Origin of the sequence: Enterobacter quasihormaechei (assembly GCF_004331385.1) — a bacterium.
GTDB classification, from domain to species: domain Bacteria; phylum Pseudomonadota; class Gammaproteobacteria; order Enterobacterales; family Enterobacteriaceae; genus Enterobacter; species Enterobacter quasihormaechei.
Genome location: NZ_SJON01000021.1, coordinates 1 through 26,626 on the forward strand (window position 1 = coordinate 1; position 26,626 = coordinate 26,626).

General features: G+C 51.9%; 24 protein-coding genes and 1 tRNA gene. 12 read left to right on the top strand and 13 right to left on the bottom strand.

The genetic code is table 11. The features are described from left to right. From E0L16_RS19730 to E0L16_RS19750, 5 genes are all read left to right on the top strand, one after another. The coding region (locus E0L16_RS19730) for a restriction endonuclease subunit S (protein ID WP_207388513.1) at positions 1-397 on the top strand (397 nt) is incomplete at its 5' end. Further along, the gene (locus tag E0L16_RS19735; protein WP_131637964.1) at positions 394-1,827 is read left to right on the top strand and encodes a DUF262 domain-containing protein; all 1,434 of its coding nucleotides are present in this window, start codon (positions 394-396) and stop codon (positions 1,825-1,827) included. The genes E0L16_RS19730 and E0L16_RS19735, both read left to right, overlap by 4 nt. Continuing rightward, complete coding sequence (locus tag E0L16_RS19740; RefSeq protein WP_131637966.1) at positions 1,820-3,850, top strand: DUF262 domain-containing protein; 2,031 nt, start codon at positions 1,820-1,822, stop codon at positions 3,848-3,850. Before E0L16_RS19735 ends, E0L16_RS19740 begins: the two co-directional genes overlap by 8 nt. Further along, complete coding sequence (locus tag E0L16_RS19745) at positions 3,847-6,942, top strand: type I restriction endonuclease subunit R (RefSeq protein WP_131637968.1); 3,096 nt, start codon at positions 3,847-3,849, stop codon at positions 6,940-6,942. Before E0L16_RS19740 ends, E0L16_RS19745 begins: the two co-directional genes overlap by 4 nt. Further along, on the top strand, positions 6,942-7,655 hold the full coding sequence (locus E0L16_RS19750) for a M48 family metallopeptidase (RefSeq protein WP_131637970.1): 714 nt from the start codon (positions 6,942-6,944) through the stop codon (positions 7,653-7,655). The genes E0L16_RS19745 and E0L16_RS19750 overlap by 1 nt, the downstream gene beginning before the upstream one ends. A 61-nt stretch (positions 7,656-7,716) precedes the next feature. Here the strand turns inward: E0L16_RS19750 and E0L16_RS19755 are convergent, their stop codons facing one another. The 8 genes from E0L16_RS19755 to rraB form a co-directional block, all read right to left on the bottom strand. Further along, complete coding sequence (locus E0L16_RS19755) at positions 7,717-9,198, bottom strand: N-6 DNA methylase (protein WP_242672236.1); 1,482 nt, start codon at positions 9,196-9,198, stop codon at positions 7,717-7,719. Between the two features lie 2 nt (positions 9,199-9,200). After that, complete coding sequence (locus tag E0L16_RS19760; protein WP_131637974.1) at positions 9,201-9,791, bottom strand: restriction endonuclease subunit S; 591 nt, start codon at positions 9,789-9,791, stop codon at positions 9,201-9,203. 35 nt (positions 9,792-9,826) lie between these two features. Next, complete coding sequence (locus E0L16_RS22075) at positions 9,827-10,000, bottom strand: hypothetical protein (protein ID WP_165498430.1); 174 nt, start codon at positions 9,998-10,000, stop codon at positions 9,827-9,829. Between the two features lie 218 nt (positions 10,001-10,218). After that, positions 10,219-11,484, bottom strand: a complete 1,266-nt coding sequence (locus E0L16_RS19765; RefSeq protein WP_131637977.1) for a tyrosine-type recombinase/integrase — start codon at positions 11,482-11,484, stop codon at positions 10,219-10,221. Between the two features lie 198 nt (positions 11,485-11,682). Further along, a tRNA-Leu gene (locus E0L16_RS19770) sits at positions 11,683-11,767 on the bottom strand. Between the two features lie 106 nt (positions 11,768-11,873). Then, a complete protein-coding gene (locus tag E0L16_RS19775) occupies positions 11,874-12,596 on the bottom strand; it encodes a topoisomerase II (protein ID WP_131637979.1) in 723 nt (240 codons plus the stop codon). Positions 12,597-12,626: 30 nt separating this feature from the next. Next, positions 12,627-13,385, bottom strand: a complete 759-nt coding sequence (miaE, locus tag E0L16_RS19780) for a tRNA isopentenyl-2-thiomethyl-A-37 hydroxylase MiaE (RefSeq protein ID WP_131637982.1) — start codon at positions 13,383-13,385, stop codon at positions 12,627-12,629. Between the two features lie 47 nt (positions 13,386-13,432). Further along, positions 13,433-13,858: a ribonuclease E inhibitor RraB gene (gene rraB, locus E0L16_RS19785; RefSeq protein ID WP_017694625.1), complete on the bottom strand. Its 426-nt coding sequence runs from the start codon at positions 13,856-13,858 to the stop codon at positions 13,433-13,435. A 99-nt stretch (positions 13,859-13,957) separates the two neighbouring features. Between rraB and argL the strand changes: the two genes are divergently transcribed. From argL to xynR, 5 genes are all read left to right on the top strand, one after another. Further along, positions 13,958-14,053, top strand: a complete 96-nt coding sequence (gene argL / locus E0L16_RS22255) for a putative translational regulatory protein ArgL (protein ID WP_242672237.1) — start codon at positions 13,958-13,960, stop codon at positions 14,051-14,053. Beyond that, positions 14,023-15,027, top strand: a complete 1,005-nt coding sequence (argF, locus tag E0L16_RS19790; protein ID WP_063450855.1) for an ornithine carbamoyltransferase — start codon at positions 14,023-14,025, stop codon at positions 15,025-15,027. The genes argL and argF overlap by 31 nt, the downstream gene beginning before the upstream one ends. Positions 15,028-15,287: 260 nt before the next feature. Beyond that, a complete protein-coding gene (locus E0L16_RS19795) occupies positions 15,288-15,650 on the top strand; it encodes a hypothetical protein (RefSeq protein WP_047742969.1) in 363 nt (120 codons plus the stop codon). Position 15,651: 1 nt separating this feature from the next. Further along, entirely contained in the window at positions 15,652-16,086 is a 435-nt protein-coding gene (locus E0L16_RS19800) for a DUF3828 domain-containing protein (protein WP_131637984.1), read from the top strand. A 180-nt stretch (positions 16,087-16,266) separates the two neighbouring features. Then, complete coding sequence (gene xynR / locus E0L16_RS19805) at positions 16,267-17,028, top strand: DNA-binding transcriptional repressor XynR (RefSeq protein ID WP_131637986.1); 762 nt, start codon at positions 16,267-16,269, stop codon at positions 17,026-17,028. On the opposite strand, the gene E0L16_RS19810 is transcribed toward xynR, so the two are convergent. From E0L16_RS19810 to E0L16_RS19830, 5 genes are all read right to left on the bottom strand, one after another. Next, positions 17,013-18,623: a glycoside hydrolase family 43 protein gene (locus E0L16_RS19810; RefSeq protein ID WP_131637988.1), complete on the bottom strand. Its 1,611-nt coding sequence runs from the start codon at positions 18,621-18,623 to the stop codon at positions 17,013-17,015. The two genes, xynR and E0L16_RS19810, sit on opposite strands and share 16 nt — an antisense overlap. An 11-nt stretch (positions 18,624-18,634) precedes the next feature. After that, positions 18,635-20,017: an MFS transporter gene (locus E0L16_RS19815; RefSeq protein WP_131637990.1), complete on the bottom strand. Its 1,383-nt coding sequence runs from the start codon at positions 20,015-20,017 to the stop codon at positions 18,635-18,637. Between the two features lie 226 nt (positions 20,018-20,243). Next, the gene (gene yagF / locus E0L16_RS19820; protein ID WP_131637992.1) at positions 20,244-22,211 is read right to left on the bottom strand and encodes a xylonate dehydratase YagF; all 1,968 of its coding nucleotides are present in this window, start codon (positions 22,209-22,211) and stop codon (positions 20,244-20,246) included. 14 nt (positions 22,212-22,225) lie between these two features. Then, positions 22,226-23,134: a 2-keto-3-deoxygluconate aldolase gene (gene yagE, locus E0L16_RS19825; protein WP_131637994.1), complete on the bottom strand. Its 909-nt coding sequence runs from the start codon at positions 23,132-23,134 to the stop codon at positions 22,226-22,228. 204 nt (positions 23,135-23,338) lie between these two features. Further along, on the bottom strand, positions 23,339-23,791 hold the full coding sequence (locus E0L16_RS19830) for a YhcH/YjgK/YiaL family protein (RefSeq protein ID WP_131637996.1): 453 nt from the start codon (positions 23,789-23,791) through the stop codon (positions 23,339-23,341). A gap of 675 nt (positions 23,792-24,466) precedes the next feature. On the opposite strand from E0L16_RS19830, the gene arcA reads away from it, so the two are divergent. Both arcA and E0L16_RS19840 read left to right on the top strand, forming a co-directional pair. Continuing rightward, a complete protein-coding gene (gene arcA, locus E0L16_RS19835) occupies positions 24,467-25,687 on the top strand; it encodes an arginine deiminase (protein ID WP_131637998.1) in 1,221 nt (406 codons plus the stop codon). A gap of 9 nt (positions 25,688-25,696) precedes the next feature. Beyond that, complete coding sequence (locus E0L16_RS19840; protein WP_131638000.1) at positions 25,697-26,608, top strand: carbamate kinase; 912 nt, start codon at positions 25,697-25,699, stop codon at positions 26,606-26,608. Positions 26,609-26,626 lie beyond the last annotated feature (18 nt).

Consider the following 26,626-nt stretch of genomic DNA (forward strand, 5'->3'; position numbering starts at 1 on the left):
TATTACTGGTTTGGAGGCTGCGGGTACGAGAGGAGCGTGTGGGATTGTTGGACAACCTGCAGCGACAAACCAATCTTGCATGGCTATTTATCCAAATGAAAAGTTGCTTTCAGCATATCTCTATCATTGGTATGTATACAATGGTGAGGCATTGGCATTTAAATATTGCCAAGGGACTAAGCAGCTAAGTTATACCGCCGGGCTACTGAGAACGATTCCATTATATATTCCTAATATGGTAGAAGAGCAAACCGCCATAGCCACCATTCTTTCAGATATGGATGCTGAGCTCACAGCGCTAGAACGAAAACTCGCCAAGTTCCGCGATATAAAACAGGGCATGATGCAGCAGCTGCTGACCGGCCGTATCCGTTTACCGTTGGAACAGCAGCCATGAAACATGCCCTTGATAAGACAGTTCTGTCGGTCAAGGGTCTACTGAGCCTGACTGACGTAACCATTCCGGCCTATCAGCGTCCTTATAAATGGACGGTAAAAAATATCAGCGAACTGTTTGCGGACATAAACAGTCATCTCGATAAATCGGCCTACCGCTTGGGCTCAGTAGTGTTTCATCAGCCTGAGAGCAATGAAGAACATAGACTGGATATCGTCGATGGTCAGCAACGAACTTTGACATTAATGCTGGCAGTATGGGCCATTATCGAAACCCGACTTGCTGAGTTGGAACGTCAGGATTTGCAGGAAGCGCTAACCCAGCTAAAGCCCTCCGTTGAAGGTTTTATGGGACGACAACGCTTTGCCAGTCAGGTATCGGAATACAATCTGTACCAGAATTATCAGGAGCTAAAACGTAGGGTTAGCCATCGAGAATTCAGCGAGCAACATATTGATTTTCTCCTCAACCGCTGCCAGTTGGTGGTCTTTGTGCTGACTGACCTTTCTGAAGCCTTTCAGTTCTTCGACTCACAAAATGCCCGTGGGCGGGATCTGGATCCTCACGATCTGCTTAAAGCCTTCCATCTACGTGAATTCGCCAGCCATGAGGTAGAATTAAAAGCTGTATCCGTTGCCCATTGGGAAGGATTACCTAGCGATGACCTGGCTAATCTTTTCGCATCTTATCTCTACAGGGTACGTCAGTGGTCGCAGGGAAATTCAGCGCGTTTCTTTGGTAAGAATGAAGTCGGCCTATTTAAAGGGATCAACCTTGATCAGATAGGTCAGTTCCCTTATGTGGAATCTTTGCGTATGGCTCACCATTTTGTGGATGACTATAACAATCAATACCAGCGCAAGATTGATGGCCAGAAAATGCGTTTCCCTTTCCATCTCGATCAGATGATTATCAATGGAAGACGCTTTTTCGAAATGGCGGAACACTACCAGCAACAGGTATCGGCAATTATCACAAGTGAGCATGTCAGCACTCACACTCAAAAGTCGTTAATGATTCAGGGCACAGTCCTTGGTGAAATGGCAGCCCGGATACTAAGAACGTTAAATAGCTATAGAAATCGCCATCGAACAGGGGATCAATATATACGCACTATGTTTGATTGCGCTCTGATCTTTTATATCGACAAATTTGGTGGGCAGTCGTTATCTGCAGCGATTGAAAAAAGCTTTATCTGGGCCTACAGATGCCGAATCCGACAGCAGGTGGTACAGCTAGCGACTATGGATAAGTACGTACTGGAAAATAATCTATTCCGAATAATCAAAGAAGCCAGAGTACCTGGTGATGTGCTATCTATACCATTACTCACAATTCGGGCTTCAGAAAATAATAATAACCGCCGTACCGGTAACCATGAGCAAGACGAGCTGGTGAGGCTATTCAAGGAGATGAACTACTATGAGTGATGCAAAGGTAGCATCCTTTACGGTCAGATCATTACTGGGTGATGCATCTCGTTACCTTATCCCCATGTACCAGCGTAATTATGCCTGGGGAGAGGGGGAGATCACTCAACTTGTGCAGGACATACTCGACTACCAACAAAAATGCCTGCATAGCCTATACCCTCAAACTTACTACATCGGTACGTTAGTCGTGTTCACTCGTCCTGAAGGGGACGCAGAGATAATCGACGGGCAGCAACGTTTCACGACCTTATCCCTTCTTGCTAACTGGTTAAAAAAACATGCGGGACCCACGCTGGATATGAGCTGGTACCAAGGGATTAACTTAGGGTTTGAGAGCAGACCTAAGTCTGGCGAAACCTTTGCTCGGCTCTGGCAAGGCGTCGAACCACATAAACTGCGGAGCAAGGAATTTAATGAAGGGCTGATCAAAGGCTACGAACTTATTGGCAAGGTTCTACGCGACTTGAAATTAGTTGGTGACTCATTAACTCATTTTTGTACCTATCTGTTCGACCATGTACAAATTGCCCGAATAGAAGTGCCTGCTGATACCGACCTCAATCATTTTTTTGAGGTGATGAACAACCGAGGCGAGCAACTTGAAAAACATGAAGTGGTGAAAGCGCGACTGATGGCTGTGCTCAACGAGATAACGGACCAGCAAGCTCGGCAGAGCAGCCTGAACACCCTCTCACGAGTTTGGGATGCTTGCTCCAACATGGAACGTTATGTCCAGTACGGTTTTACACCAGCCGAACGTCATCAATTATTTGGGCAGGAAAATTGGGGGCAATTTGTGCCCACTGATTTTAATTCCCTGGCTGACATGCTTGTCCCATCGGCTTCGGAGCTTGGCACAAGAGAAAACCAAACAAACCGCACACTGGCTAACATTATCAAGTCATCTTCAACCTTCAGTGGTGATAGAGGTGAAGAAGATGAAGGTAGCTCAGAGCGTTTTAATAGTGTTATCAATTTCTCCAACTTCCTGCTCCATGTTTTGCGTGTCTGCAGCAACATAGGCAAGAACAGAGTAGATGTTCCGCTTGACGATAAACAATTAATCGAACAGTTCGAACTTCGGCTGTTAAAGCAGAATGACCCGGTTAAAGCAGTACAGGATTTTGTCTTTGCACTTCTCAAATGCAAATATCTTTTTGATCAGTTCGTGATAAAACGAGAGTTCGCCAAAGGTAGCGATGGCTGGAGTTTGAAGGGCCTGCGTTGGTATTCGGAGAAGAGTACCAGTTATATCAATACGTTTAATGAAGATGAGGGTAACAGTACCAGCATCAACCGACAGATTTTGATGCTGCTTTCCGCATTCCACGTTTCAACCCCTACTCTGGTTTATAAACACTGGTTGAATGGAGCTTTGTACTATCTGTTTAATGCCCATTCCGCTGAAAACCAGATAGATGCAAGGAAGTACCTCGGGTATCTGGAGCATCTCGCCTCCTCGTTTGTCTTTCAAAACTTCCTGGCAGAACAAGAACCAAAATCATATTTTGAGATTATCTACGGTAAAGAGCTACATCTCCAACCTGTGGTACTGTCGGACAAGATTAAGAAGAAGATGCGCTTTGGGATGATAGCAAACAACCTGGTATTCAATTACCTGGACTACTTACTCTGGTGCCGTGACAGACATAAAGCTGAAGTAGTCAAACGTTTCGAATTTACCTTCCGGAGTTCAGTAGAGCATTTCTATCCCCAGCACCCCATGGATGGCTATAGGACATTACCAGATACATCGTTGCATACCTTCGGCAACCTCAGTCTGATTAGCCACAGCAAGAATTCGCGACTGAGTAATTTCCAGCCAAAACAAAAGCAAGAGCACTTCGAAGCGAGTCTCGAACGGAATGAAATTGATAGTCTGAAACTGCTCGCCATGATCGAGCTGATGAAGAATAACAATCAGTGGGGGGAAGAAGAAATCGCCTCTCACGAAGCGGAAATGCTGGCAGTGTTAAGCAGTGTCGATGGTAGTGATAGCGTATTAAGGGAGGTGTTATGAACAGTGTTGGCCAACGTGAACTCATGACACAAAAACGTGTTATCCAGTTATTCACCGAACATCTCGGTTATCACTATCTTGGTAACTGGCACAAAAGAGAAGACAACCGGAACATCGAACCAGGCTTAGTTTCTGCCTGGTTAACAAAACGCGGCGTTTCAGAAGTACTAATAGCCAGAGCACTACGGCAGCTGGATCGAGCCGCAAGCCTCGGTGAAGGCCGCATCCTCTATGATGCAAACAAAGAGGTGTATCGCCTGCTACGCTACGGCGTGAAGGATAAAGAAGGTGCTGGTGAGCAGAATCAAACCGTGTGGTTGGTGGACTGGAAAAATCCAGAAGCCAATGATTTTGCTATAGCTGAAGAAGTGACCTACAACGGTGAAAATAAAAAGCGCCCGGATTTGGTGCTGTATGTTAACGGTATTGCGCTTGGTGTCATTGAGCTAAAACGTTCTACAGTGTCAGTTTCAGAGGGTATCCGCCAAAACCTCGATAATCAGCAAAAAGCCTTCATCCGCAACTTCTTCACTACTATCCAACTGGTGATGGCCGGTAATGATTTAGAAGGGCTTCGCTATGGTGTAATCGAAACGCCGGAGAAATATTACCTTCAATGGAAAGAAGCCGCCGAATCACCTCACACCAACATGCTTGATCGTCACCTGGCTCAGATATGCAATAAACAGCGCCTGCTGGAATTGATCCACGACTTTATCGTTTTCGATGCTGGAGTGAAAAAAACCTGCCGTCATAACCAATATTTTGGCGTCACTGCAACAAAACCGTTTATTCAACGCAATGAAGGCGGGATTATCTGGCATACCCAGGGCAGCGGTAAAAGTCTTACAATGGTTTGGCTTGCAAAGTGGATCAGAGAAAATATTACCGACAGCCGAGTTTTGATCATTACCGACCGTACAGAACTTGATGAACAGATTGAGAAAGTGTTTAACGGCGTGGAAGAAGACATCCTTCGCACCCGGAGCGGCGCGGATCTCGTGGCACGCCTGAATCAAACTAAACCCTGGCTTATATGTTCGCTAGTACATAAATTTGGTCGTCAGGAGGAGGATGACAAAGACGCTGACACGGACGATTTTATCGAACAAATGAAACGAAATATCCCTGCCGATTTTAGCCCGAAGGGAAAATTATTCGTGTTTGTGGATGAGTGCCACCGAACCCAATCCGGCAAATTGCATTCGGCAATGACAAGCATTTTGCCAGATGCACAATTTATCGGTTTCACCGGTACCCCGCTGATGAAGAAAGATAAGAAGAAGTCAGTGGAGGTCTTCGGGCCTTATATCCACACTTATAAATTTGATGAAGCAGTCAATGATGGGGTTGTACTGGACCTGCGCTACGAAGCTCGTGACATTGATCAGCGGGTCAAATCTCAGAAAAAAGTCGACCAGTGGTTTGATGCTAAGACATCTAAACTTTCTCGCCTTGGCCAACAGCAACTCAAGCAGAAATGGGCTTCGATGCAGAAGCTGTTATCGAGCCGCTCGCGACTGGAACAGATTGTGGCTGACATCCTTCTCGATTTTGAACAAAAACCACGGCTCGCCGATGGCCGAGGTAACGCCATGCTGGTCTGTTCCAGCGTCTATCAGGCCTGCAAATGCTATGAGATGTTTAGTGACGCAGGTTTTGCCGGTAAATGTGCGATTGTGACGAGCTACCAGCCAAATGCCAGTGAGATTAAAGGCGAAGAGAGCGGTGAAGGACTGACTGAGAAACTAGCCAAGTACAACATCTACCGCAAAATGCTTGCGGAATATTTTGAACAACCAGAGGCTGAAGCAGCCAAACGTGTGAGTGATTTCGAAAAAGAGGTCAAACAACGCTTCATCAAAGAACCGGGCCAGATGCGCCTTCTAATAGTCGTTGATAAGTTATTGACTGGCTTTGATGCCCCGTCAGCCACTTACCTCTATATCGACAAGAAAATGGCCGATCACAACCTTTTCCAGGCGATATGTCGCGTTAACCGGTTGGATGGTGAAGATAAAGAATACGGCTATATTGTAGACTATAAAGACCTTTTCCGCTCATTGGAAAAAACAGTTCAGGACTACACCGCAGAAGCCTTTGACGGCTACGACAAAGAAGATGTAGCCGGGTTACTGAAAGATCGTTTGCAACAAGCCAAAATCGATCTTGATGGTGCTCTGGATGCCGTTCGCACCCTATGCGAACCAGTAAAAATGCCACGCAATCAACTTGATTATCAGCATTATTTCTGTGGGGAATCAGGGGCGTCAATAGAGGAGTTATCTGAGAAAGAAGCTTTACGTCTAACATTGTATCAATCCGTGGCGAAGCTTATCCGTGCTTTTACCAATCTGGCAGGTGAGCTAACAGATGCTGGTTATAGTGAGCAGCAGGCAAATCAAATCCGCATTGATGTTGAGTTTTATACAAAAGTCCGGGATGAAATCAAAATAGCCAGTGGCGATTTCGTGGACATGAAGCAATTCGAGCCAGGGATGCGGCAGATGCTGGATCTTTGGGTGGATGCCGATCCTAGTGAAACCCTTATGGATTTTGAAGAACTAGGACTGCTTGAGTTGATTATTGAACGCGGAGAAGAAGCACTGGATGGACTTCCAGCCGACATGCGTGGCAACCAGGAGGCGATGGCTGAAGCGATTGAAAATAACGTTCGCAGAACCATTGTTGATGAAAACCCAGTAAACCCGAAATACTACGAAAAAATGTCGGTGTTGCTTGATGAACTGATCGCACTTCGTCGTCAACAAGCGATCTCCTATCAGGAGTATCTGGAGCACGTACGTGAACTGGCGAAGCAGGTTAAACATCCGCAGTCAGGTAGTAAAAGTACTTATCCAGCAAGTATTGATACCCTCGCCAAGAAAGCGTTGTTTGACAACCTCGGGCAGGATGAAATCTTGGTGATAAAGATAGATGCTGCAGTCCGTCATACCAAAAAGGCCGACTGGTATGGGGATCGTTTTAAAGAACGCGAGATTAGTTTCGCTATCGCGGAAGAGATCAAAGGTTATTCAGTGACGGTCGCAGATGTAATGGCCCTGGTGAAGGCACAGAAGGAGTATCGCTGATGCCATTGGTTACCTTTGGTGAGCTCACTCTCGATTTGCAGCGTAAGCCAATCAAAAACTTGCATATCAGTGTACTGCCTCCGGACGGCCGAGTAAGAGTATCAGCTCCCGTCTCTCTGTCAGACACAGCTATCAGGATGGCTGTTGTCAGAAGGCTAGTATGGATCCGACAGCAGCAAGCACAATTTCAGGCTCAGCCGCGCCAGAGTGAACGAGAAATGTGTAGTGGCGAAACACACTACCTTTGGGGAAGAGGATATCGGCTGGATGTAGTTTTAGTAGATAAGCCCCCTGAAGTGAAACTTCAGGGTGGTTGGATACGCATGAAAGTACCTCCACATTATGATACGGCCCAGCGGGAAGCTGTTCTCAACCAGTGGTATCGCGGTATTTTAAAACAAAGACTGCCTAAGTTAATGGCAAAATGGCAGCAGGAAATTAAAGTTGAAGCCAGTTATGTTGGCATCAAACGAATGAAGACTAAATGGGGAAGCTGTAACCCACAGACCGCACGTATCTGGATCAATCTCGAACTGGTAAAAAAACCACCTGAATGCCTTGAATTCATTGTGGTTCACGAGCTGGTTCATCTACACGAACGCAAGCACAATGAGCGTTTTATCGGCCTGATGAGTATTCACTTGCCAAACTGGCGTGAATACAGAGCTAAGTTGAATAAAATGCCCTTGGCTTATAATCACTGGTCATATTAAAATCGACATATAATTTAAAAAAATTAAATAAGGCTGGTACCTATCGGTACCAACCGAACACTTAAAAACGGATATACGATTTCATTTCTTTTTCTAAAAAACTCAACTCTTCTTGTAATTTATTTTGCTCATCAATTAAAGAATACAGATCCATATTCTGGACTTTCTCTGTACGTTTAACATATCTAGTAATATTAAGGTTATAGTCATTAGCCTCAATCTCACTTAAACAGGCAACATGGGAAAAATTATCTAAACCTTGTCTTTCGTAGAAAACCTTTGATATTTTTTTGATATTCTCGTCTGTTATATAGTTCCGCCCTTTTGAATTTTCAAAAAGCATCGTTGAATCTATAAACAAAACGTTTGAATCCACTTTGTTCTTTCTAAATATTAAAATAACGGTTGCTATATTAGTTGAGGCAAACAAACGTTCAGGAAGGCCAATAACGGCGTCTAATAAATTTTTCTTAATTAAATTTTGTCGAATCAGAGCTTCATTTGCGCCTCGAAATAAAACGCCATGTGGGACCACAACTGCCATTCTACCTGTGTGATCCTTCATAGAAGCAATCATATGCAAGATAAATGCATAATCAGCCTTGGATTGTGGAGGCATTCCTAGAGCAAAACGACCAAACCTGTCTCTAGAAGCTTCTTCATACCCCCAATTGGACACAGAGAATGGTGGATTTGAAACTACAACATCAAATTTCTCCAATTCTCCTTTATGATCTTGAAATTGTGGATTGATAAAAATATCTCCCCATTTTATTTCACATTCGTAAACTCCATGTAAGAACATATTAATATACGAAATATTCCATGAGGATTTTAAAATTTCTTGTCCATATACCTTATAGTCCTGCAGTTTATTACTATTCGGTATTTTCTGGATAGTGCTTAATAAAAGGGAGCCTGACCCACAGGCAGGATCATAAATCGAATCACCTTCCAAGGGTAAAACCAACTCAGATAACAACGCCGAAACACCATATGGTGTATAAAAGTCACTACCCCTTGCATTTGTTTCAAATGCTATTTTTTCGAATAACACTTTGCATATTAACTCTATACTTGGTGTTCCATTATCATAATTATTGAATTGAAACCCTTCAGAATTGAGAGCATGCAATAAATCACTTAATAAAACATCTCTATCTTTTCTCGATCCGAGTCTATCAGATGTGTAGTCTATATCATTAAATATTGATCCATCACACTTATAGAATGAATGAAAAATAACATCATCATAGAAATGCAACGCTCTATTAATTCTTTCACCAATAGATCCCTCTCTGATTTCAGAATAAATAGAATAGAAACTCATATCTTCAGGGACATTAGATAATACTCTTTTTATTCTTGAGTGTTCGTAAGCTACTCCATCCCTTTTCATTTCATAATTTAGATCAGATATATATTTAAGAAAGATTAAAGGAAGAATATAATAAAAGGAAGACGTAGTATCTAAACGTCCTCTGAAAACATTTAAAACCTCCCCAACAATTTCCTTAATTTCTTTTTCATTAACTTTAATCACGATTAATCACCTTCTGTAAGTAAGTTAATGCAAACTTGCTGATATAATAAATTACCATTATCAACAATTCTTCTATGTATATCTCTTTGATTTTCCCAGTTATTTATTATTCGAGAAATACTAATCTGACAATCTAGAGATGGCAGCTCAATTTTCATATTAGATAGGGTTTTTAAATTAATTTTAGTAATATTAGTACCTTCACTCACCTCATTAAAATAGGCCTGTCCAAAAGATGAATTAATATACCACCTTAAATAGTCAGGTAATATACTGTTTTCTTTGCACTTTATTATTGCATTTTGATTACTCGTAATGCCCGGCAATGCTTTTGTTTTCCTAAAGATGCTGGCTGAAAAAACTGGCCCCCGAAGACGTAGAAGAATGTCCCCATCTTGAAGATAATGTTTTTCAGGGTCAACTGGAGGGGATACTCGGGCAAGAGTATCCATACGTAAAAGCCCTTCTGTATCAATATCTTTAGTTTGGATTAAATAGCATTTACCTTTATCACCAAGGTCGTTTATAGCCGTTTTAAACGGCATACCTAAACGTATGTCTGCAATTTCTCCCAATTTAACAATATCATTCATAGTTTATCCTTGGGGAGAGAACTCTCCCCTATGTTTTAGTTAGTTTTTAAGATGATTGATTGCTTGATATTCATATCACCTGAATGAACTTCCAAATCCATTTGAAATGATAAGGCAGGCACCACGTATAAGAAAATTGCTAAAGGTGCCATACGGAGTTTTTTTACAGTTGCATTTGTCAAAGTACGCTGGTATTTTTTCGTATTCATATTTTTCATTCCTCTTTGGTCATGCCTTTTCCGAGAGTAATGAGAGTGAACAGTAGCGCCACTACATGAACACTCCCCTATCGCTGTAGTACGCATCGTACTACGATGCGATAGGGTAAATATTATCATGTTTATGACGACAAGCAAGTAGTACGTAACGTACTACCAAGAAACATTGCCATCCAAGACAGTATTAATCACTTAATCACCTGATTTACCTACAATTTATTTTTACTTTTCCCCCTAAAATTAAATGGCTCTGTCGTTGCTTCCCGATTCGCATCTAAAAAATCAGCCCACCACTGCAACATTAGCCTCCTCTCCCCCAGATGCTCTGCCTTATGAATGTAAGCTGCACGCACAGTGTTACGCTCCTGGTGACTCATCTGCCGCTCTACCGCATCCCTCGACCACAAGCCTGATTCTATCAGTGAACTACACGCCATGGTCCTGAAACCATGCCCACACACTTCTGTTTTCGTGTCATAGCCCATCACTCGCAAAGCCTTGTTCACCGTATTCTCACTCATAGGTTTGCGCGGATCGTGATCACCCACAAAAATCAGCTCTCGATTCCCACTCACGCTTTTGATCTTTTCCATAATGGCTAAAGCTTGCCGCGACAAAGGCACAAGATGAGGTGTCCGCATCTTTGAACCACGCTGAGAATGCTTAACGCCTTCAAGTGGTTCACGCTCACCAGGGATCGTCCACATGGCCGTTTCAAAATCGACTTCTGACCAGCGGGCAAAACGCAGCTCGCTTGAACGGATGAAAACCAACAAAGTGAGTTCAACCGCCAGTCGGGTTAACGGTCTACCAGAATAGTGATCAATACGATGAAGTAATTCAGGAATGCGGTTAAGTTCTAATGCAGCACGATGCTGTCTTTTTGCCGTAGCAACCGCACCGGCAATTTCTTGTGCAGGGTTGTAGTCGATTAAACCGCTCTGTACAGCAAAGCGCATGATCGCGGTAGTACGCTGTTGTAAACGGGCGGCGACTTCAAGACGCCCGGATGACTCCACAGCTTTAATGGGTACAAGAAGATCCCGAATCTTCAATTCAGCAATGTTCCGCTTACCGATAGCAGCAAAGAGATTATCTTCCAGGCTTTTCAACACACGAGCACTGTGCGATGCCGACCACTTCTGATTGCTGGCGTGCCAGTCTCTGGCAACCACTTCAAACGTTATCGCCTCTTGCTCCTGCTCTACCTTAACCGCTTTCTTGTTTTCACTGGGATCGACGTCGTTAGCTAATAGCTTACGGGCCTCATCCCTGCGTGCCCTGGCATCCGCCAGCGAGACTTCGGGATATTTCCCCAGCGCCAGCATCTTCTCTTTGCCGCCGAAGCGATAACGTAGCCGCCAATATTTAGAACCGTTAGGGTGAACCAGCAACACCATACCTTCACCGTCAGTCAGCTTATAGGCTTTTGCTTCCGGCTTTGCCGAACGAACCTTCACATCACTCAGAGCCATGATGAGTATCCTTTCAAGGGTTCTGTATGGGTACAAACATTATCGAACCGGGATATACCCGCAGTTGTACCCGCATCAGTAAGTTGATGTAGATTGAATCAGGTTGACTTAGGTTGAGTGAAAAAGCGAGGGAAGCCTTGCGGATACTGGATTTCAGGCACAAAAAAAGACGTCCGTTGACGTCTATTGATGTTCCGATGGTGCCGAAGGCCGGACTCGAACCGGCACGTATTTCTACGGTTGATTTTGAATCAACTGCGTCTACCGATTTCGCCACTTCGGCACTGAAGGGGATGCGGAAACGTTGTGGATTATACCTGTCGCGCGCCGCCATGCAAGCGACGACGCGCGAAACCCACTCTAAGTGCCCAAAAAACCAGCTACCTTCGTCACTCCAGCTCAGACACCGCCAGCCGAATCACACCCGCCGCCTTCTGCTCCGGCAGCGCCAGCACCTTCGCCCACATCGCCTGCACCATATCGCAGGAGAGCTTTTCCTTGCCTTCTGCCTTCTCCGGCATCTGCAACAGCTGGATGTCCTCGCCGTACTTATCGGCAAGTTCCTTCATAATCGGCCGCACATCCTCTACTGCCGCCTCGCGTTCGGCCTGGGTCACGGTGTGGCGATTTTTGCCGTAGGCCGCGCGCATCATGTCGGCATCGGCCTGCATGCGCCGGGTCATCAGGTCTTTATCCAGCATGCGCATCGGGTTGATGCCGCCCTTCACCATCGGGTAGAGGAAGCGAAAGCAGGCATCGTCGCTCACCTTCTGAATGGCGGCGGTCTGCTCCATGTTGATGGTCATGTAGTTCACCACGTTGGCGTCCGGGGCGTTTTGCAGGCGCGTCATCTGCAAATGCAGGATCTGCGGCTGGATGGTGTCGATAATGTGCTGCTCCGGCTCGCCGGCCTTTTGCAGGGCGGCCATCTGGTCGAGGATGCGCTGATGCAGTACAGGCTCCTGCTCCTTGATCACCTGCCAGGCGGGCATCGCGTTAAGGGCCGTATCAATTTGCGCGTCCGGAGCGCGCTGCCTGTCGAAGAAGACCCAGAACGCCACGGCGGCAGCCGCGACAATAACAATGACCGTACTGATCCACGTTTTTTTCATCTCGCATCCTTATCCTTGCGTTATGCCGGTTTACACCGGCACGCCGCTGTGGAAGCGAAACTCGTGGTCCGGTGTCGAGATAAGTGTGGCCTCAATTTCGCCAAAATGCTGTATGCGCGGTGAGATATCGTCGTCGCTTACCTGCTGGGCCAGTGTCAGGTAATCCTGATAGTGGCGCGCTTCCGAGCGCAGCAGCGAGAGATAGAACTTCTGCAAGTCGTCGTCGAGGAACGGGGCCAGCGCGGCGAAGCGTTCGCAGGAGCGGGCTTCGATGTAGGCGCCGCAGATGAGCTTGTCGATCAGCGTCAGCGGTTCGTGAGTGCGCACTTCCTTCAGCATCCCTTTGGCGTAGCGGCTGGCGGTGATTTTGACGTACGGAATGTCGCGCGCCAGCATCGCCTCGCGCACCTGCCAGAAGTGGTGCAGCTCCTCTTTGATCAGCAGTACCATGCTGTCGATGAGCGCCTGGCCCCACGGGTCGTCGGTTTTGGGCATTACGCTTTTGCCAATCTGCTTGTGCAGGGCGATGAAATCCGGCTCCGGACCGTCGCGAAAGGTGAACTGTTCGTAGGGCTTGAGCCACTCGAGCAGCGCGTCGGCACCGCTTTCGTCGGCGACGTATTTACGCACCAGCAGCAGCGCGGTCTGAGCGGCCTTGAGCTCGCACACCATGTGGTCGGTGAGCAGCAGCGGCAGGTTCGCCGGGTCGCGGGCTTTATCAATCCATGCTTGCGGGGTCGGGCACTGGAGGAAGTTGAGTACGGGGGCGAGTATCTGCGGGTAATCCATGGTTCTGCCTTGAAAAAAGCGGTGGCGCGCGCCACCGCCTGAAACGCTTAGTGACGCACGCCGTCGTCGTCTTCGTCGACGTAATCTTCGTCGTCGCCTTCTTCGCCGTCTTCACCGTTCGGATCTTCGAAATAGGTTCCCCAGCCGTCGTATTCCACTTCAAACTTCTCGGCCAGGTTCATCAGCTGTTCTACCTGCGCGTCGATCAGCTCCGCCTTCAGCGCGCCTTCGCTCAGGATGTCGCAGCAGATGACGGTGTCGCCCTCTTCCACTTCCAGCTCTTCCGGCTCGGTCACTTCGTAACCCAGCTTGAAAGCTTCCACGGCCATTTTTTCCAGCGCTTCAAAGTCGTCCGCAGAGAAATGGTGTTCGATGGTGTACAGCGCGTCCGGATCGCTACCGTCTTCCAGCAGTTCTTCAATAATCAGACGCGTCTCTTCGCGTTGCTCTTCCAGTAATTCCGGGTTTGCCATGGCTCAATCCTCTTTAAAGTGCGGCAGATACTTCTATTTTCACACACGGATGGGTTTGCCTCCACCTTTGTTGGAAAGATTTGTAAAACGGGGTTGCAAATGAATAATTACACATATAAAGTGAATTTTAATTCAATACGTGGCGTTCGCCATGCGAGGATAAAATGGCCGATTTGTACAAGAAACACTTTCTGAAATTGCTCGACTTTACCCCTGCACAGTTCACTTCTCTGCTGACTCTTGCCGCACAGCTCAAGGCCGATAAGAAAAATGGCAAGGAAGTACAGAAGCTTACCGGTAAAAACATCGCGCTCATCTTCGAAAAAGACTCGACCCGTACACGATGCTCTTTCGAAGTTGCCGCATTTGACCAGGGCGCACGCGTCACCTATTTAGGGCCGAGCGGCAGCCAGATTGGGCATAAAGAGTCAATTAAAGACACCGCGCGGGTTCTCGGGCGGATGTACGACGGCATTCAGTATCGCGGTCACGGCCAGGACGTCGTCGAAACGCTGGCGCAGTATGCGGGCGTGCCGGTGTGGAACGGGCTGACCAACGAGTTCCACCCGACGCAGCTGCTGGCAGACCTGCTGACCATGCAGGAGCACCTGCCGGGCAAGGCGTTTAACGAGATGACGCTGGTCTACGCGGGCGACGCGCGCAACAACATGGGCAACTCGATGCTGGAAGCGGCGGCGCTGACCGGGCTGGATCTGCGCCTGGTGGCCCCGAAGGCCTGCTGGCCGGAAGAGAGCCTGGTGGCGGAGTGCAGCGCGCTGGCGGAAAAGCACGGCGGCAAAATCACTCTGACGGAAGACGTGGCGGCGGGCGTCAAGGGCGCGGACTTTATCTATACCGACGTCTGGGTGTCGATGGGCGAAGCCAAAGAGAAGTGGGCGGAGCGGATTGCGCTGCTGCGGGGGTATCAGGTGAACGCGCAGATGATGGCGCTGACCGGCAACCCGAACGTGAAGTTCCTGCACTGTCTGCCCGCGTTCCATGACGACCAGACCACGCTCGGCAAGCAGATGGCGAAGGAGTTCGATCTGCATGGCGGGATGGAGGTAACGGACGAGGTGTTTGAGTCGGCGGCGAGCATTGTGTTTGACCAGGCGGAAAACCGGATGCATACGATTAAGGCGGTGATGGTGGCGACGCTTGGGGAGTGATCCTCTCTCCCATTTTGAGATGGTGATTATCTGCTGAATTATTTCTCAGCAGATAATCATTTCCAGTCTTTTGGCATAAAAAATTATTTTCCTGATACACCCCACAGATATCCATCAATCATAATATATATTTATAATTTCATTATCCATTATTTATTGGATAGATAACGGTTAATATTGGGACATTATCCATTACAAAACATTTTATATTATCGGCGTAATATTTCCTTATTGCTGCATTTCGTTAATAAGGATTTTTTATGTCATGGAATAAGCATGAAGCTGTGTCATACGCCCGTAGCCACGCACTAACCCATACAGGACACTATTGCGCTCGAGCAATCGCCGCCGCCATTCGAGCCGGAGGGCTTAAAATCGAAGGGGCAAACGCTAAGGATTTCTGGCGTTCTCTTGAAAAAGCAGGGTTCACAAAAGTCTATGGCACCCCCATAGAGGGGGATATCGCGGTGATTGATGCCTTGCCCGGCCCGAATCAGTACGGGCATGTCTGTATTTACGATGGCGCTGGAACCTGGTATTCAGATTTTAAACAGAGAACACTGTACCCGGGGCCAACCTATCGCCAACTCCAGCCAGCCGTCACCTTATACAGGCATTATTAATATGAATAAGCTCATCTTAATTGTATTATTCAGCACAGCAGCATTGGGGGCCGAAGATTTTCAGATACCGATGCAGCGCGCCCTTGAGTTCAATCGTTGGTACGTCAAACAAGTGAACAACGATCGTTATCCCATCCAACAGGGAAATGAAATCGATAAGTTCGTTACGGCCAGCACCATGAAAAAATTACGTCATGCAGCCGATCCCCGTTATGCCGACGCTGAGTTTTACGAGGCCGATTTTTTTATGAAATCGCAGTATATCGGCGAGGACTGGGCTGAGAATGTGGCTATTGATTCTTATGATTCAGATCCAGTTTGTGTAAACGTGAATATCACCTTTGGCAAAAAGACTCAGCACACAGTCATTGATTGCATGGTTAAAGAAGATGGAATCTGGAAAATCCAGTCTGTGGCCGCACGGGACAACAATTGATGCCACCCATCAAAAATATAGCCGCCTTTCCCGCCGGGTGGCGCTGCGCTTACCCGGCCTACAAGTCCCGTAGGCCCGTGCAAGCGAAGCGCCGCCGGGCAAACCGGCTCCCCTTCATTGATTTTTCACCCCGAAAAAGGTACGTTTTCGCCTTCATTCCAGCGTGGACATGCCAGCATTATGCCGATTATTCAGTCTGTTGAACGTGCGTTGCAGATCCTCGACCTGTTCAACGAGCAGGCCACCGAGCTTAAGATCACCGACATCAGCAAACTGATGGGGCTGAGCAAGAGCACCCTCCACTCGCTGCTGAAAACCCTCCAGCTTCACGGCTATATCGATCAGAATCCGGAGAACGGGAAATATCGCCTCGGCATGAAGCTGGTCGAGCGCGGTCATTTTGTCGTGGGCTCCATCGATATCCGCCAGAAGGCGAAAGGCTGGCTGACGGAGCTGTCACAGCGGACCGGGCAGACCACCCATCTGGGGATCCTGGACGGGCGTGAAGGGGTCTATATCGAGAAAATTGAAGGCAAGCTGGCCGCCATCGCCTATTCGCGCATCGGCCGCCGCCTGCCGGTTCACGCCACCGCCATCGGCAAGGTGTTGATTGCCTGGCTGGGCGAGGCCGAGCTGAACGCCCTGCTGGAGGGCTATCAGTACACCACCTTTACGCCTTCCACCCTCGCCTCTCGTGAAGCCTTAATGGCCGCCCTGGCGCAGACCTGCGAGCGGGGCTATGCCCTGGACAGCGAAGAGAACGAGCAGGGCGTGCGCTGCGTGGCGGTGCCGGTGTGGAACCACGAATCCCGCGTGATTGCCGCCCTGAGCCTGTCGACGCTCACCTCCCGCGTGGACGACGCCGAACTGGCCCGCTTCCGCGAGGAGCTTCAGCAGGCCGGGCTCGAGCTCTCACGCGCGCTGGGCTATACCGGCTCGTAGGTGAAATAGTCGAAGTCCGCGTGACAGCCGTCGCCGCTGATGTCCTCGCAGTGCAGCCCCACAAACGCGCCGGTAAAGAAGCCACGCCCGCCGATGTAATCGTCCGACAGCTTCCACGCCTCATACGTCACCGGCACGGCGTGCCACGTCTCGCCGTCAAACGAGTAGCTGTAGCGGTAGACCAGCGTATCCACGTCCACCCGCAGCCAGACGCTCTCCGCATGTTCCGGCACCCGAATGGGCTGCTCGTGCAGCGGCCACGACGGCACGTTGTGGTCGAGCTGGATCACCTTGATGGTTCTCCCCTGCCCCTCCTCGTAATCCACAAAGCAGTAGCTCCAGTTTTTGCTGTTGTAGTAGCAGGTCAGCCCCGCGCTCTGCTGGAAGTGAACCGGCGAGAACTGCATCCGCGTCTCGGCCCGGAAGGTGAAGTGCTGCCAGCGGCGCGCCACGGTCGACTGGGTGAAAGTCGAGTTGAGCGAGTCGTTGCCGTAGAGCCGTAAGTAGCCCGGGCGGGCGGTGAGCGAGCCGAGGGTGTCGTCGAACGGAATGCGCAGGGTCTGCAATTCAGGAGCAAGCGTGCTGCCGTCGAAATCATCCCGCCAGTTACCCTGAGCGACTGCGGGCTGCTCCGCCACCTGCGGGCCGGGCACGGTTAGTTGCGCGTGTTTGCCGCCTTCCACGTACGGCCAGCCGTCGCGCCACGCAATGCGGGCGATGCCGGTCTCGCGCCCCAGCGGGCAGTAGCCGCGCCCGCCGGAGGCCAGCAGCGGCACGCCGGGCAGACGCAGCGGGCGGCTGGTGAGGTAGGCCATATACCATTCTCCCGTATGGGTTTGCAGCAGCGAGCCGTGGCCGCTCTTTTGCAGCGGGTTCTCCGGCAGGTGCCAGCTGGTCATCATCGTTACGTCCGGGTGCAGCTCGTACGGCCCGTCGATATTTTTGGAACGCAGTACCACGACCGCGTGCTCGTAGCTGGTGCCGCCCTCGGCAACCATCAGGTAGTACCAGCCCGCGTGGCGATAAAGATGCGCCCCTTCGGTGTAGCAGAGCGGCGTGCCGGTAAACAGGGTTTTGCGCTCGGGCGAGAGCGTTCCGGTCTGCGGATCAAACTCCTGCATCACAATGGTGTTGTGCGGGTTGCTGTGGTGACGCGGCCCCCACGGTCGGTAGAGGTAGTATTTACGCCCATCGTCGTCGTGGAACAGGGATGGATCGAACCCGCCGTTGCCCATCGGGATCGGCTCGCTCCACGGCCCCTCGATGGACGGCGCGGTAACGAGGAAGTTGCGGCCATTTTTCCACGGCGAGTCGACAATCTTCACGTCGGTATAGAGCAGCCAGAATTTGCCGTCGGCGTAGCTCAGGCACGGCGCCCAGATGCCGCCGGAGTCCGGGTTACCCTTCATGTCCAGCATCGACACGCGATCCAGCGGGGTGCTGACCAGCGACCAGTTTTTCAGGTCGCGGGAGTGGTAGATACGCACGCCCGGGAACCACTCGAAGGTGGAGGTGGCGATGTAGTAGTCCTCGCCCTGACGGCACAGGGACGGGTCCGGGTTGAAGCCGGTCAGGATCGGGTTAGTAATTTCCATGTTGCCTCCGGTTAATGGGATGCGGCTGTCGCGGCGTCGGGTACGGCCTCGCCCTGCGCCGCGCGGTGTTTGATCAGCTGCTGGCTGATGGCCTCCACGCGGTCATCGGTGAGCTTGTAGAACGACAGCATGATGAACATGCCCGCGTAGAGCACCACCGGCACCACGCAGAACAGAATTTTGATGGTGGTGAGCACCTCAACCGGTTGCACGCTGCTGCTGGCGGAATAGTTCACCCAGGCCAGGATCCAGCCCACCACCGCCCCGCCAATCGCCAGGCCAATCTTCAGGCTGAACAGGTAGGTCGAGAACACCAGCCCGTCGAGGCGACGCCCGCTGCGGCTCTCCTCGTAATCCACCACGTCAGAGGCCATCAGCCACTGTAGCGGCGTGGTGGTGTTAAAGACGAACAGGAACAGGATGTTAAGGGCGAAAATCAGCGCGATGTGCTCGGCCGGGGTGAAGAAAATCAGCAGGCTGATGAGCGAGTAGGCGACGATGATCCACCTGAAGGCGGTGACCCGGTCGAATCGGCCCAGCAGGCGGGACGAGCAGAGCGAGCCGAACATGGTGGCGAGGCTGCCGTAGAGTAAAAACTGCGTCGCCATCTCCGGGTGATCCATCACGTATTTCACGAAGTAGAGCGTCGCCCCGCCGCGCACCACGTTAGAGCAGGTCGCCATCATCTTGAACGCGCACATGATGCGCCACTGGCCGTTGCCCAGCAGCAGCCTGAGATCTTTGGCCACCGACGAGCCCGGCTGCACCTCAAAGGTGTAGCGCTCTTTGGTGGTGAAGAAGCAGACGTAGAGCAGCACCACGCCGGTCAGCCCCAGCACGCACATGGCGCCGAAATACCCCACCTGCTCATCCCCCTTGCCGATGATGCTGACCAGCGGCAGCGCGATGCCGCTGATGGCGAGCGAGCCCGCCGCGGCGAGGAAGAAACGCCAGGACTGTAGGGCGTGACGCTCTTTCGGGTCGGCGGTGATCACTCCCGGCATGGCGCAGTACGGGACGTTAACGAAGGTGTAAACCAGAGTCAGGAGGATGTAGGTCGCGCAGGCGTAGATGATTTTGCCCTGCGCGGAGAAGTCCGGCGTGTAGAAGGTCAGCATGCAGACGATGCCAAACGGGATGGCGCCCCACAGCAGGAACGGGCGGAACTGGCCGTGCCGCGTGCGGGTGCGGTCTACCAGCAGCCCCATCAGCGGGTCGGTCACGGCGTCGAGCACGCGAGAGACTAAAAACAGCGTGCCCATTATGCCCGCCGACAGGCCAAACACATCGGTGTAGAAATAGGCCAGCAGGAACATCGTGGCCTGCCAGACGAAGCCGCAGGCGGTGTCACCCAGCCCGTAGCCAATTTTGTCTTTCATGGTTAATTGCGTCATCAGAATTACACCCTTTGGTAGTGTGCTGAATTACAACATCGTGTTAATGGAGTGTAATGAGCTGCTCAATTAACCAGCAATGGTCATATCTTATTTCTGAATTACGTTATTTTGCTTTTGTGACGCCAACGATATATCTCAAGCCGTTGTTTTAAATAATAAATTACAGACACGAAAAAGCCGTCCGCGGATTATTTTCCGCAGACGGTTTTATTTCACAAAATAATTATAGTCCGAGCGCTTTTTTACCGGCGTTAATTACCTCGATGATTTTATCGGTGTCATAAATACAGCCTTTCCAGGTGCCGCCGCTCACCGACTGCAACGCCGCCCACAGCCGGGTATCGTCCGGCAAAAAGTCGTGGGCGTGCAGGTCCGGGTGCGTCTGCCGCCCTGCCAGCTCGCGTGCGCCCTCCTCAGGCGTCAGCGGGTTATCTGCGGTGCCGATAAAGTTCACGCTGCCTGTTAATGTCAGGCGGTCAACGGCAATCTCGATGATGTCGTTGTCGCGCAGCTTGCCAATCGGCCCGCCCGCCAGCGCCTCCGGCGACACGTGCCCGAAGCAGGCGCCCGTCGACACGCCCGAGAAGCGCGCATCGGTGATTAACGACACCGTTTTGCCCCACGAGATATGCTTCAGCGCGGAGGTGAGCTGGTAGGTCTCCTCCATGCCGGTGCCGGACGGCCCGCCGCCGATCACCACCATGATATCGCCCTGCCGGATCTCTTCCCGCTTGATGGCCTTGATCGCCTGCTCTTCCGAGACGAACACCCGCACCCGGCCGGTGTGGCGATAAACGCCATCTTCCCCCACTACCGACGGGTCGATCGCCGTGGCCTTGATCACCGAACCTTCCGGCGCGATGTTGCCCGTCGGGAAGCAGACCGTCGAGGTCAGCCCTTTCACTTTAGCTTTCTCCGGCGGCAGGATCACGTCATCCGGCTCCACGCCGTCCTGCTCGCGCAGGCACTGGCGGAAGCGCTTACGGCGCTCAGACGCCTGCCACCAGTCGAGGTTCTCGCCCACCGTCTGGCCGGTGACGGTCATGGCATCCAGGTGCAGCAGGCCGAGATCGCGCAGGTGGAGCATCACCTCCGGCACGCCGCCCGCGAGGAACGCCCGCACGGTCGGGTGATAGTCCGGGCCGTTGGGCAGCACGCTTACCAGGCGCGGCACCCTGCGGTTGACGCGCGTCCAGTGCTCTACGTCCGGAATAGTGCAGCCCGCCGCGTGGGCGATGGCCGGAATGTGCAGCAGTAAGTTCGTGGAACCGCCGAATGCCGCGTGGATCACCATGGCATTTTCGATGGCTTTATCGGTGAGGATATCGCGCGTGGTGATGCCGCGGTTATCCAGCTCGCTCACCGCCCGCGCCGACTGGCGGGCGATCTCCAGCCACACCGCCTGCCCGGACGGCGCCAGCGCGGAGTGCGGCAGCGCCAGCCCCAGCGCTTCCGCCACCACCTGCGAGGTGCCCGCCGTGCCGAGGAACTGACACCCGCCGCCCGGCGACGCGCAGGCGCGACAGCCCAGCTCGGCGGCCTCCTGCAAGGAGAGCTCGTGGTTGGCAAAGCGCGCGCCGATGGTCTGCACCTTACCCGCATCTTCCCCCACGGTCGGCGGCAGCGTCGCCCCGCCCGGCACCAGAATGGTCGGCAGGTCGTGCATCGAAGCCAGGGCGATCATGGTAGCGGGCAACCCTTTATCGCAGGTGGCTACGCCGATCACCGCCCGGCGCGTGGGCAGGGAGCGGATCAGACGACGAAACACGATCGCCGCGTCGTTGCGGTACGGCAGAGAGTCGAACATGCCGTGCGTGCCCTGCGAGCGCCCGTCGCACGGATCGCTGACGAAGGCCGCAAACGGGATCCCGCCGTTGCGGGTGATCTCCTTCGCCGCCGCCTGCATCTGCATGCCGATCTCCCAGTGCCCGGTGTGGTAGCCCAGCGCAACCGGGCGCCCGTCCCCGGCGCGAATACCGCCCTGAGTACCGATAATCAGCACCTCTTTGCCGGTCAGCTTATTGGCGTCCCAGCCCATCCCGGCGTTCTGCGTCATGCCGAACAGGTTGCCGCTGGGGGATTCCATCAGCATCTGCGGGGTCAGCGGCAGCGCGCCCTGCGGCCCCGCTGCATGGGTAATCACCGCATAAAACGCATCGTCCTGTGGGGTGAAAATTTTTTCAATGGTCATCGTTATCGTCCGGCTCAGCAGAGCTTGAGCTGTTGTAACAGGGTTTTCAGCTGCGCCTTACGCGGCTCGTCCAGCGCTGACGCGGGCGGTAGCACGTGCGTGGAAATCGGGCGGCCGCAGAGCACGATCGCCTCTTTAATGACGTTCACAAACGGCGTATCCAGCTGATACATCTGCGGTATTTGCAGCAGGGTCTGATGATACTCAGCCGCTTTCGCCACGTCTTTATCCCGCCAGGCTTTCAGAAGATTCACCGACACCTGCGGAGCAAAGTTGCCGCTGGCCGAAATCGCCCCGTCGCCGCCGAGCAGCAGGGTATTAAACAGATGATCGTCGTAGCCGCACAGCACGGTGAAGTGCGGATGAGCGGCTTTAACGGTGAGGATCATGCTGCGCAGGTGGGCGACGGAGTCGATGGTGTCTTTAATGCCAATAATATTGCTGCGCGAGTCGGCGAGGGTTTTGACCAGCGCCGGAGTCAGATCCTGCCCGGTCAGCGCCGGGAAGTTATAGAGCATCACCGGCAGCGTGACGCTGTCCGCCACCTGCTCGAAGTAGCGGATCAGGTTCGCTTCCGACACCTTCCAGTAGTAGGGGTTGATCACCACGATGCCGTCCGCGCCCGCCTGCTGCGCGTGCTGGCTCAGTTCAATGGTTTCCCGGGCGTTGGTGCCGCCGGTGCCGATCAGGACCGGCACCCGGCGATCGACATGATCGATAGTAAAGCGGGCAATGGTTTTACGCTCTTCGGCGCTAAGCTGGGAGAACTCGCCGCCGCTGCCCAGGAAGAACAGGCCGTCAACGCCCGCAGCGATCAGATCGTCGATCAGCGCGGCGGTGCCCTGCTCATCAAGCTGGCCGTCGGCGGTAAAAATGGTGGAGACAGGGGGAATAATTCCCGTGAACAACGCGGACTGCGGCATGAGATCTCCTTGTTGAATCATTTTGTTCTACATTATAGAACAGCGTTCATTAATTTAACGATCATACTATGACGCAGAAAAAGGAGAGGTAAATGAGAGATGAGGAGGGAGTGCGGGAAGTTTAAGCTGGATCACATATTGTCCGCTAACCCCTCACCCGGCCCTCTCCCCAAAGGGGCGAGGGTTAGGGTGAGGGGTAAAGAATTACTCCACCAGCATTTTAACAACCACTTTTCTGACCTTTGCCGGCTCCCCCACCGCGCACAGCGGCTTATGCACTTCGCCCGGGTAAAACACCACAAAATCCCCTTCGCTCAGCACCACGGTTTTCTCCTGCTCGCCTTCCGGCAGGAACGCAATGTCTTTGTCCGCCAGCCAGTCGGTGTCCGGCGTACCGTGCGGCAGGGTGCTGAACGTCATCCCTTCCTGACCCTTCAGCACGATCTGGATATCCAGATAGCGCGCGTGGTACTCGGCGCGGCGCTCGGCGAACGGCTGGGTCATGTCTTCTGACACCAGATAAAACAGGCGGTCGCCGTTGATGTCGTGCTTGCCGGTCGGCGTCGCGTCGGTAACGTGCGCCTTAACGTGCTCAATGGCCTGGCGCAGTTCTTCTGGTAGCCAGGACTGGAGATGATGAATGTTGCCCACAATCATGGTATAGCCCTCAAATTAAAACACCGTTTCATTTCCATCTTTTATACGAAAATTGTTCTCTCCTCGCCACCCCTTTTTAGGCAACTTTTGCGCAAGCGCATGTTTATCGGGAAATGTGTTAATTTGCTGTTAATTGCAGTCAGGCATTTATGCAGTGGTTATGCATAACCTCACCCGACTCTCGCCACTGAATCAATATAAATAATTGAAAGTACAGCCTAAATCACAAAACCTGCGCCCACATCACACTTTATCACTCTGGTTATTTCCTTTATAACGCCATAATTATTTATTGATTTTTCTTAAGTCCAAAATAGTTAATTGCATTAATTGCATAGCCATTCTCACCTTGATATTTTATCGTTTAAAATCAACAATATAACTAAATATTTCCAAATATGTGATTCTACAAAATAATAACAACCTCAAATAATGCCACCCGTTTCCGCTTAGCTATTCATCCTCCAGTAATAACAATTTAATCATTATCTGATGCGAATCATGCAAATGAAAACAAACGCCTTAATATCGGTTTTCGCGTGAGCAATGTCACAATAACCGTTATTTAAGCGCCTACTATAAATCACGAAATCAATTGAGCTTAGCCGCCATGTAATTAAACACATCACATGGCGCATGCCCTTTTTATTCTGAAAAACAGTTAAAGGAATAATTATGGAAAAGCATTACGTCGGTTCTGAAATTGGTCAATTGCGTAGCGTTATGCTGCACCGCCCTAATTTAAGCCTGAAGCGGTTAACCCCCTCAAACTGTCAGGAGCTGTTATTTGATGATGTACTGTCGGTTGAACGGGCGGGTGAAGAGCATGACATCTTCGCAAACACGCTGCGCGAACAGGGTGTGGAAGTCCTGCTGTTGACCGACCTGCTCACGCAAACGCTTGATATTGCAAAAGCAAAAGCCTGGCTCCTTGAAACACAAATTTCCGACTATCGCCTCGGTCCAACCTTTGCCGGCGACGTGCGCGGCTGGCTGGCGGATATGCCGCACCGCGAACTGGCGCGGCGATTAAGCGGGGGATTAACCTACGGCGAAATTCCGGCAGCCATTAAAAATATGGTGGTGGATACCCACACGGCGAATGATTTTATTATGAAGCCGCTGCCGAACCATTTATTTACTCGCGATACCTCCTGCTGGATTTATAACGGCGTGTCCATTAACCCGATGGCGAAACCCGCCCGCCAGCGTGAAACCAATAATCTGCGCGCGATATATCGCTGGCACCCGGCATTTGCCGACGGCGATTTTATTAAGTATTTCGGCGACGAGAATATTAATTACGACCACGCCACCTTAGAAGGCGGCGACGTACTGGTAATTGGCCGCGGGGCGGTATTAATCGGCATGTCCGAGCGCACGACGCCGCAGGGCGTGGAGTTCCTCGCCAACAGCCTGTTTAAACACCGTCAGGCCGAACGCGTGATTGCCGTTGAGCTGCCAAAACACCGCTCCTGCATGCACCTCGACACGGTGATGACCCACATCGACGTGGACACCTTCTCCGTCTATCCGGAAGTGGTGCGCAAAGACGCCCAGTGCTGGACGCTCACCCCGGACGGACGCGGCGGCCTGCTGCGCACGCAAGAAACCGACCTGCTGCACGCCATTGAGAAAGCCCTCGGCATTAACCAGGTCCGCCTGATCACCACCGGCGGCGACGCCTTTGAAGCCGAACGCGAGCAGTGGAACGACGCCAATAATGTCCTGACCATCCGCCCGGGCGTGGTGATCGGCTACGAGCGTAACGTCTGGACCAACGAGAAGTACGACAAAGCGGGCATCACCGTGCTGCCGATCCCCGGCGACGAGCTGGGACGCGGTCGCGGCGGCGCGCGCTGCATGAGCTGCCCACTGGAACGCGACGGAATTTAAGGAGCCATCATGGAACGAAAACCCACTCTGGTTGTGGCCCTGGGCGGCAACGCGCTGCTCAAGCGCGGCGAGCCGCTGGAAGCGGATATTCAGCGTCAGAACATCGAGCAGGCCGCCCGCACCATCGCCGGATTAACAGAACAGTGGCGCGTGGTGCTGGTGCACGGCAACGGGCCGCAGGTCGGGCTGCTGGCATTGCAGAACAGCGCCTACGACAAAGTGACGCCCTACCCGCTGGACGTTCTCGGCGCGGAAAGCCAGGGGATGATCGGCTACATGCTCCAGCAGGCGCTGAAAAACAATCTGCCGCAGCGCGAGGTGAGCGTTCTGCTCACTCAGGTAGAGGTGGACGCCGCCGACCCGGCGTTCAGCAACCCGACCAAATACATCGGCCCGGTGTACAGCGAAGCGCAGGCGAAAGCGCTGGCCGCAGAAAAAGGCTGGACGTTCAGGGCCGACGGCGCCTATTTCCGCCGCGTGGTGCCCTCTCCACAGCCGAAGCGCATCGTCGAGAGCGACGCCATCGCGGCGCTGATCCAGCGTGACCACCTGGTCATCTGCAACGGCGGCGGTGGCGTGCCGGTAGTGGAAAACGCCAACGGCTATCGCGGCGTTGAGGCGGTGATCGACAAAGACCTCTCCGCCGCCCTGCTGGCGCGCCAGATCGAGGCCGATGCCCTGCTGATCCTCACCGATGCCGACGCGGTGTACCTCGACTGGGGCAAGCCGACCCAGCGCCCGCTGGCGCAGGTGACGCCGGAACTGCTTAAAGACATGACGTTCGACGCCGGATCGATGGGGCCGAAGGTCGCCGCCTGCCGCGAATTTGTTGAGGCCTGCGGCGGCATTGCCGGAATCGGCGCGCTGGCCGACGGCGCGGAGATCCTGGCGGGCGAGAAAGGCACGCTGATTCGTAACTGAACTCACATTTAAAAAGGA

Bases quoted from the DNA above. Each gene is read 5' to 3' on its own strand.
- E0L16_RS19735 (WP_131637964.1), top strand. From the start codon at position 394: ATGAAACATGCCCTTGATAAGACAGTTCTGTCGGTCAAGGGTCTACTG.
- E0L16_RS19740 (WP_131637966.1), top strand. From the start codon at position 1,820: ATGAGTGATGCAAAGGTAGCATCCTTTACGGTCAGATCATTACTGGGT.
- E0L16_RS19745 (WP_131637968.1), top strand. From the start codon at position 3,847: ATGAACAGTGTTGGCCAACGTGAACTCATGACACAAAAACGTGTTATC.
- E0L16_RS19750 (WP_131637970.1), top strand. From the start codon at position 6,942: ATGCCATTGGTTACCTTTGGTGAGCTCACTCTCGATTTGCAGCGTAAG.
- E0L16_RS19760 (WP_131637974.1), bottom strand. From the start codon at position 9,791: ATGAATGATATTGTTAAATTGGGAGAAATTGCAGACATACGTTTAGGT.
- E0L16_RS22075 (WP_165498430.1), bottom strand. From the start codon at position 10,000: ATGAATACGAAAAAATACCAGCGTACTTTGACAAATGCAACTGTAAAA.
- E0L16_RS19765 (WP_131637977.1), bottom strand. From the start codon at position 11,484: ATGGCTCTGAGTGATGTGAAGGTTCGTTCGGCAAAGCCGGAAGCAAAA.
- E0L16_RS19775 (WP_131637979.1), bottom strand. From the start codon at position 12,596: ATGAAAAAAACGTGGATCAGTACGGTCATTGTTATTGTCGCGGCTGCC.
- miaE (WP_131637982.1), bottom strand. From the start codon at position 13,385: ATGGATTACCCGCAGATACTCGCCCCCGTACTCAACTTCCTCCAGTGC.
- rraB (WP_017694625.1), bottom strand. From the start codon at position 13,858: ATGGCAAACCCGGAATTACTGGAAGAGCAACGCGAAGAGACGCGTCTG.
- argL (WP_242672237.1), top strand. From the start codon at position 13,958: ATGAATAATTACACATATAAAGTGAATTTTAATTCAATACGTGGCGTT.
- argF (WP_063450855.1), top strand. From the start codon at position 14,023: ATGGCCGATTTGTACAAGAAACACTTTCTGAAATTGCTCGACTTTACC.
- E0L16_RS19795 (WP_047742969.1), top strand. From the start codon at position 15,288: ATGTCATGGAATAAGCATGAAGCTGTGTCATACGCCCGTAGCCACGCA.
- E0L16_RS19800 (WP_131637984.1), top strand. From the start codon at position 15,652: ATGAATAAGCTCATCTTAATTGTATTATTCAGCACAGCAGCATTGGGG.
- xynR (WP_131637986.1), top strand. From the start codon at position 16,267: ATGCCGATTATTCAGTCTGTTGAACGTGCGTTGCAGATCCTCGACCTG.
- E0L16_RS19810 (WP_131637988.1), bottom strand. From the start codon at position 18,623: ATGGAAATTACTAACCCGATCCTGACCGGCTTCAACCCGGACCCGTCC.
- E0L16_RS19815 (WP_131637990.1), bottom strand. From the start codon at position 20,017: ATGACGCAATTAACCATGAAAGACAAAATTGGCTACGGGCTGGGTGAC.
- yagF (WP_131637992.1), bottom strand. From the start codon at position 22,211: ATGACCATTGAAAAAATTTTCACCCCACAGGACGATGCGTTTTATGCG.
- yagE (WP_131637994.1), bottom strand. From the start codon at position 23,134: ATGCCGCAGTCCGCGTTGTTCACGGGAATTATTCCCCCTGTCTCCACC.
- E0L16_RS19830 (WP_131637996.1), bottom strand. From the start codon at position 23,791: ATGATTGTGGGCAACATTCATCATCTCCAGTCCTGGCTACCAGAAGAA.
- arcA (WP_131637998.1), top strand. From the start codon at position 24,467: ATGGAAAAGCATTACGTCGGTTCTGAAATTGGTCAATTGCGTAGCGTT.
- E0L16_RS19840 (WP_131638000.1), top strand. From the start codon at position 25,697: ATGGAACGAAAACCCACTCTGGTTGTGGCCCTGGGCGGCAACGCGCTG.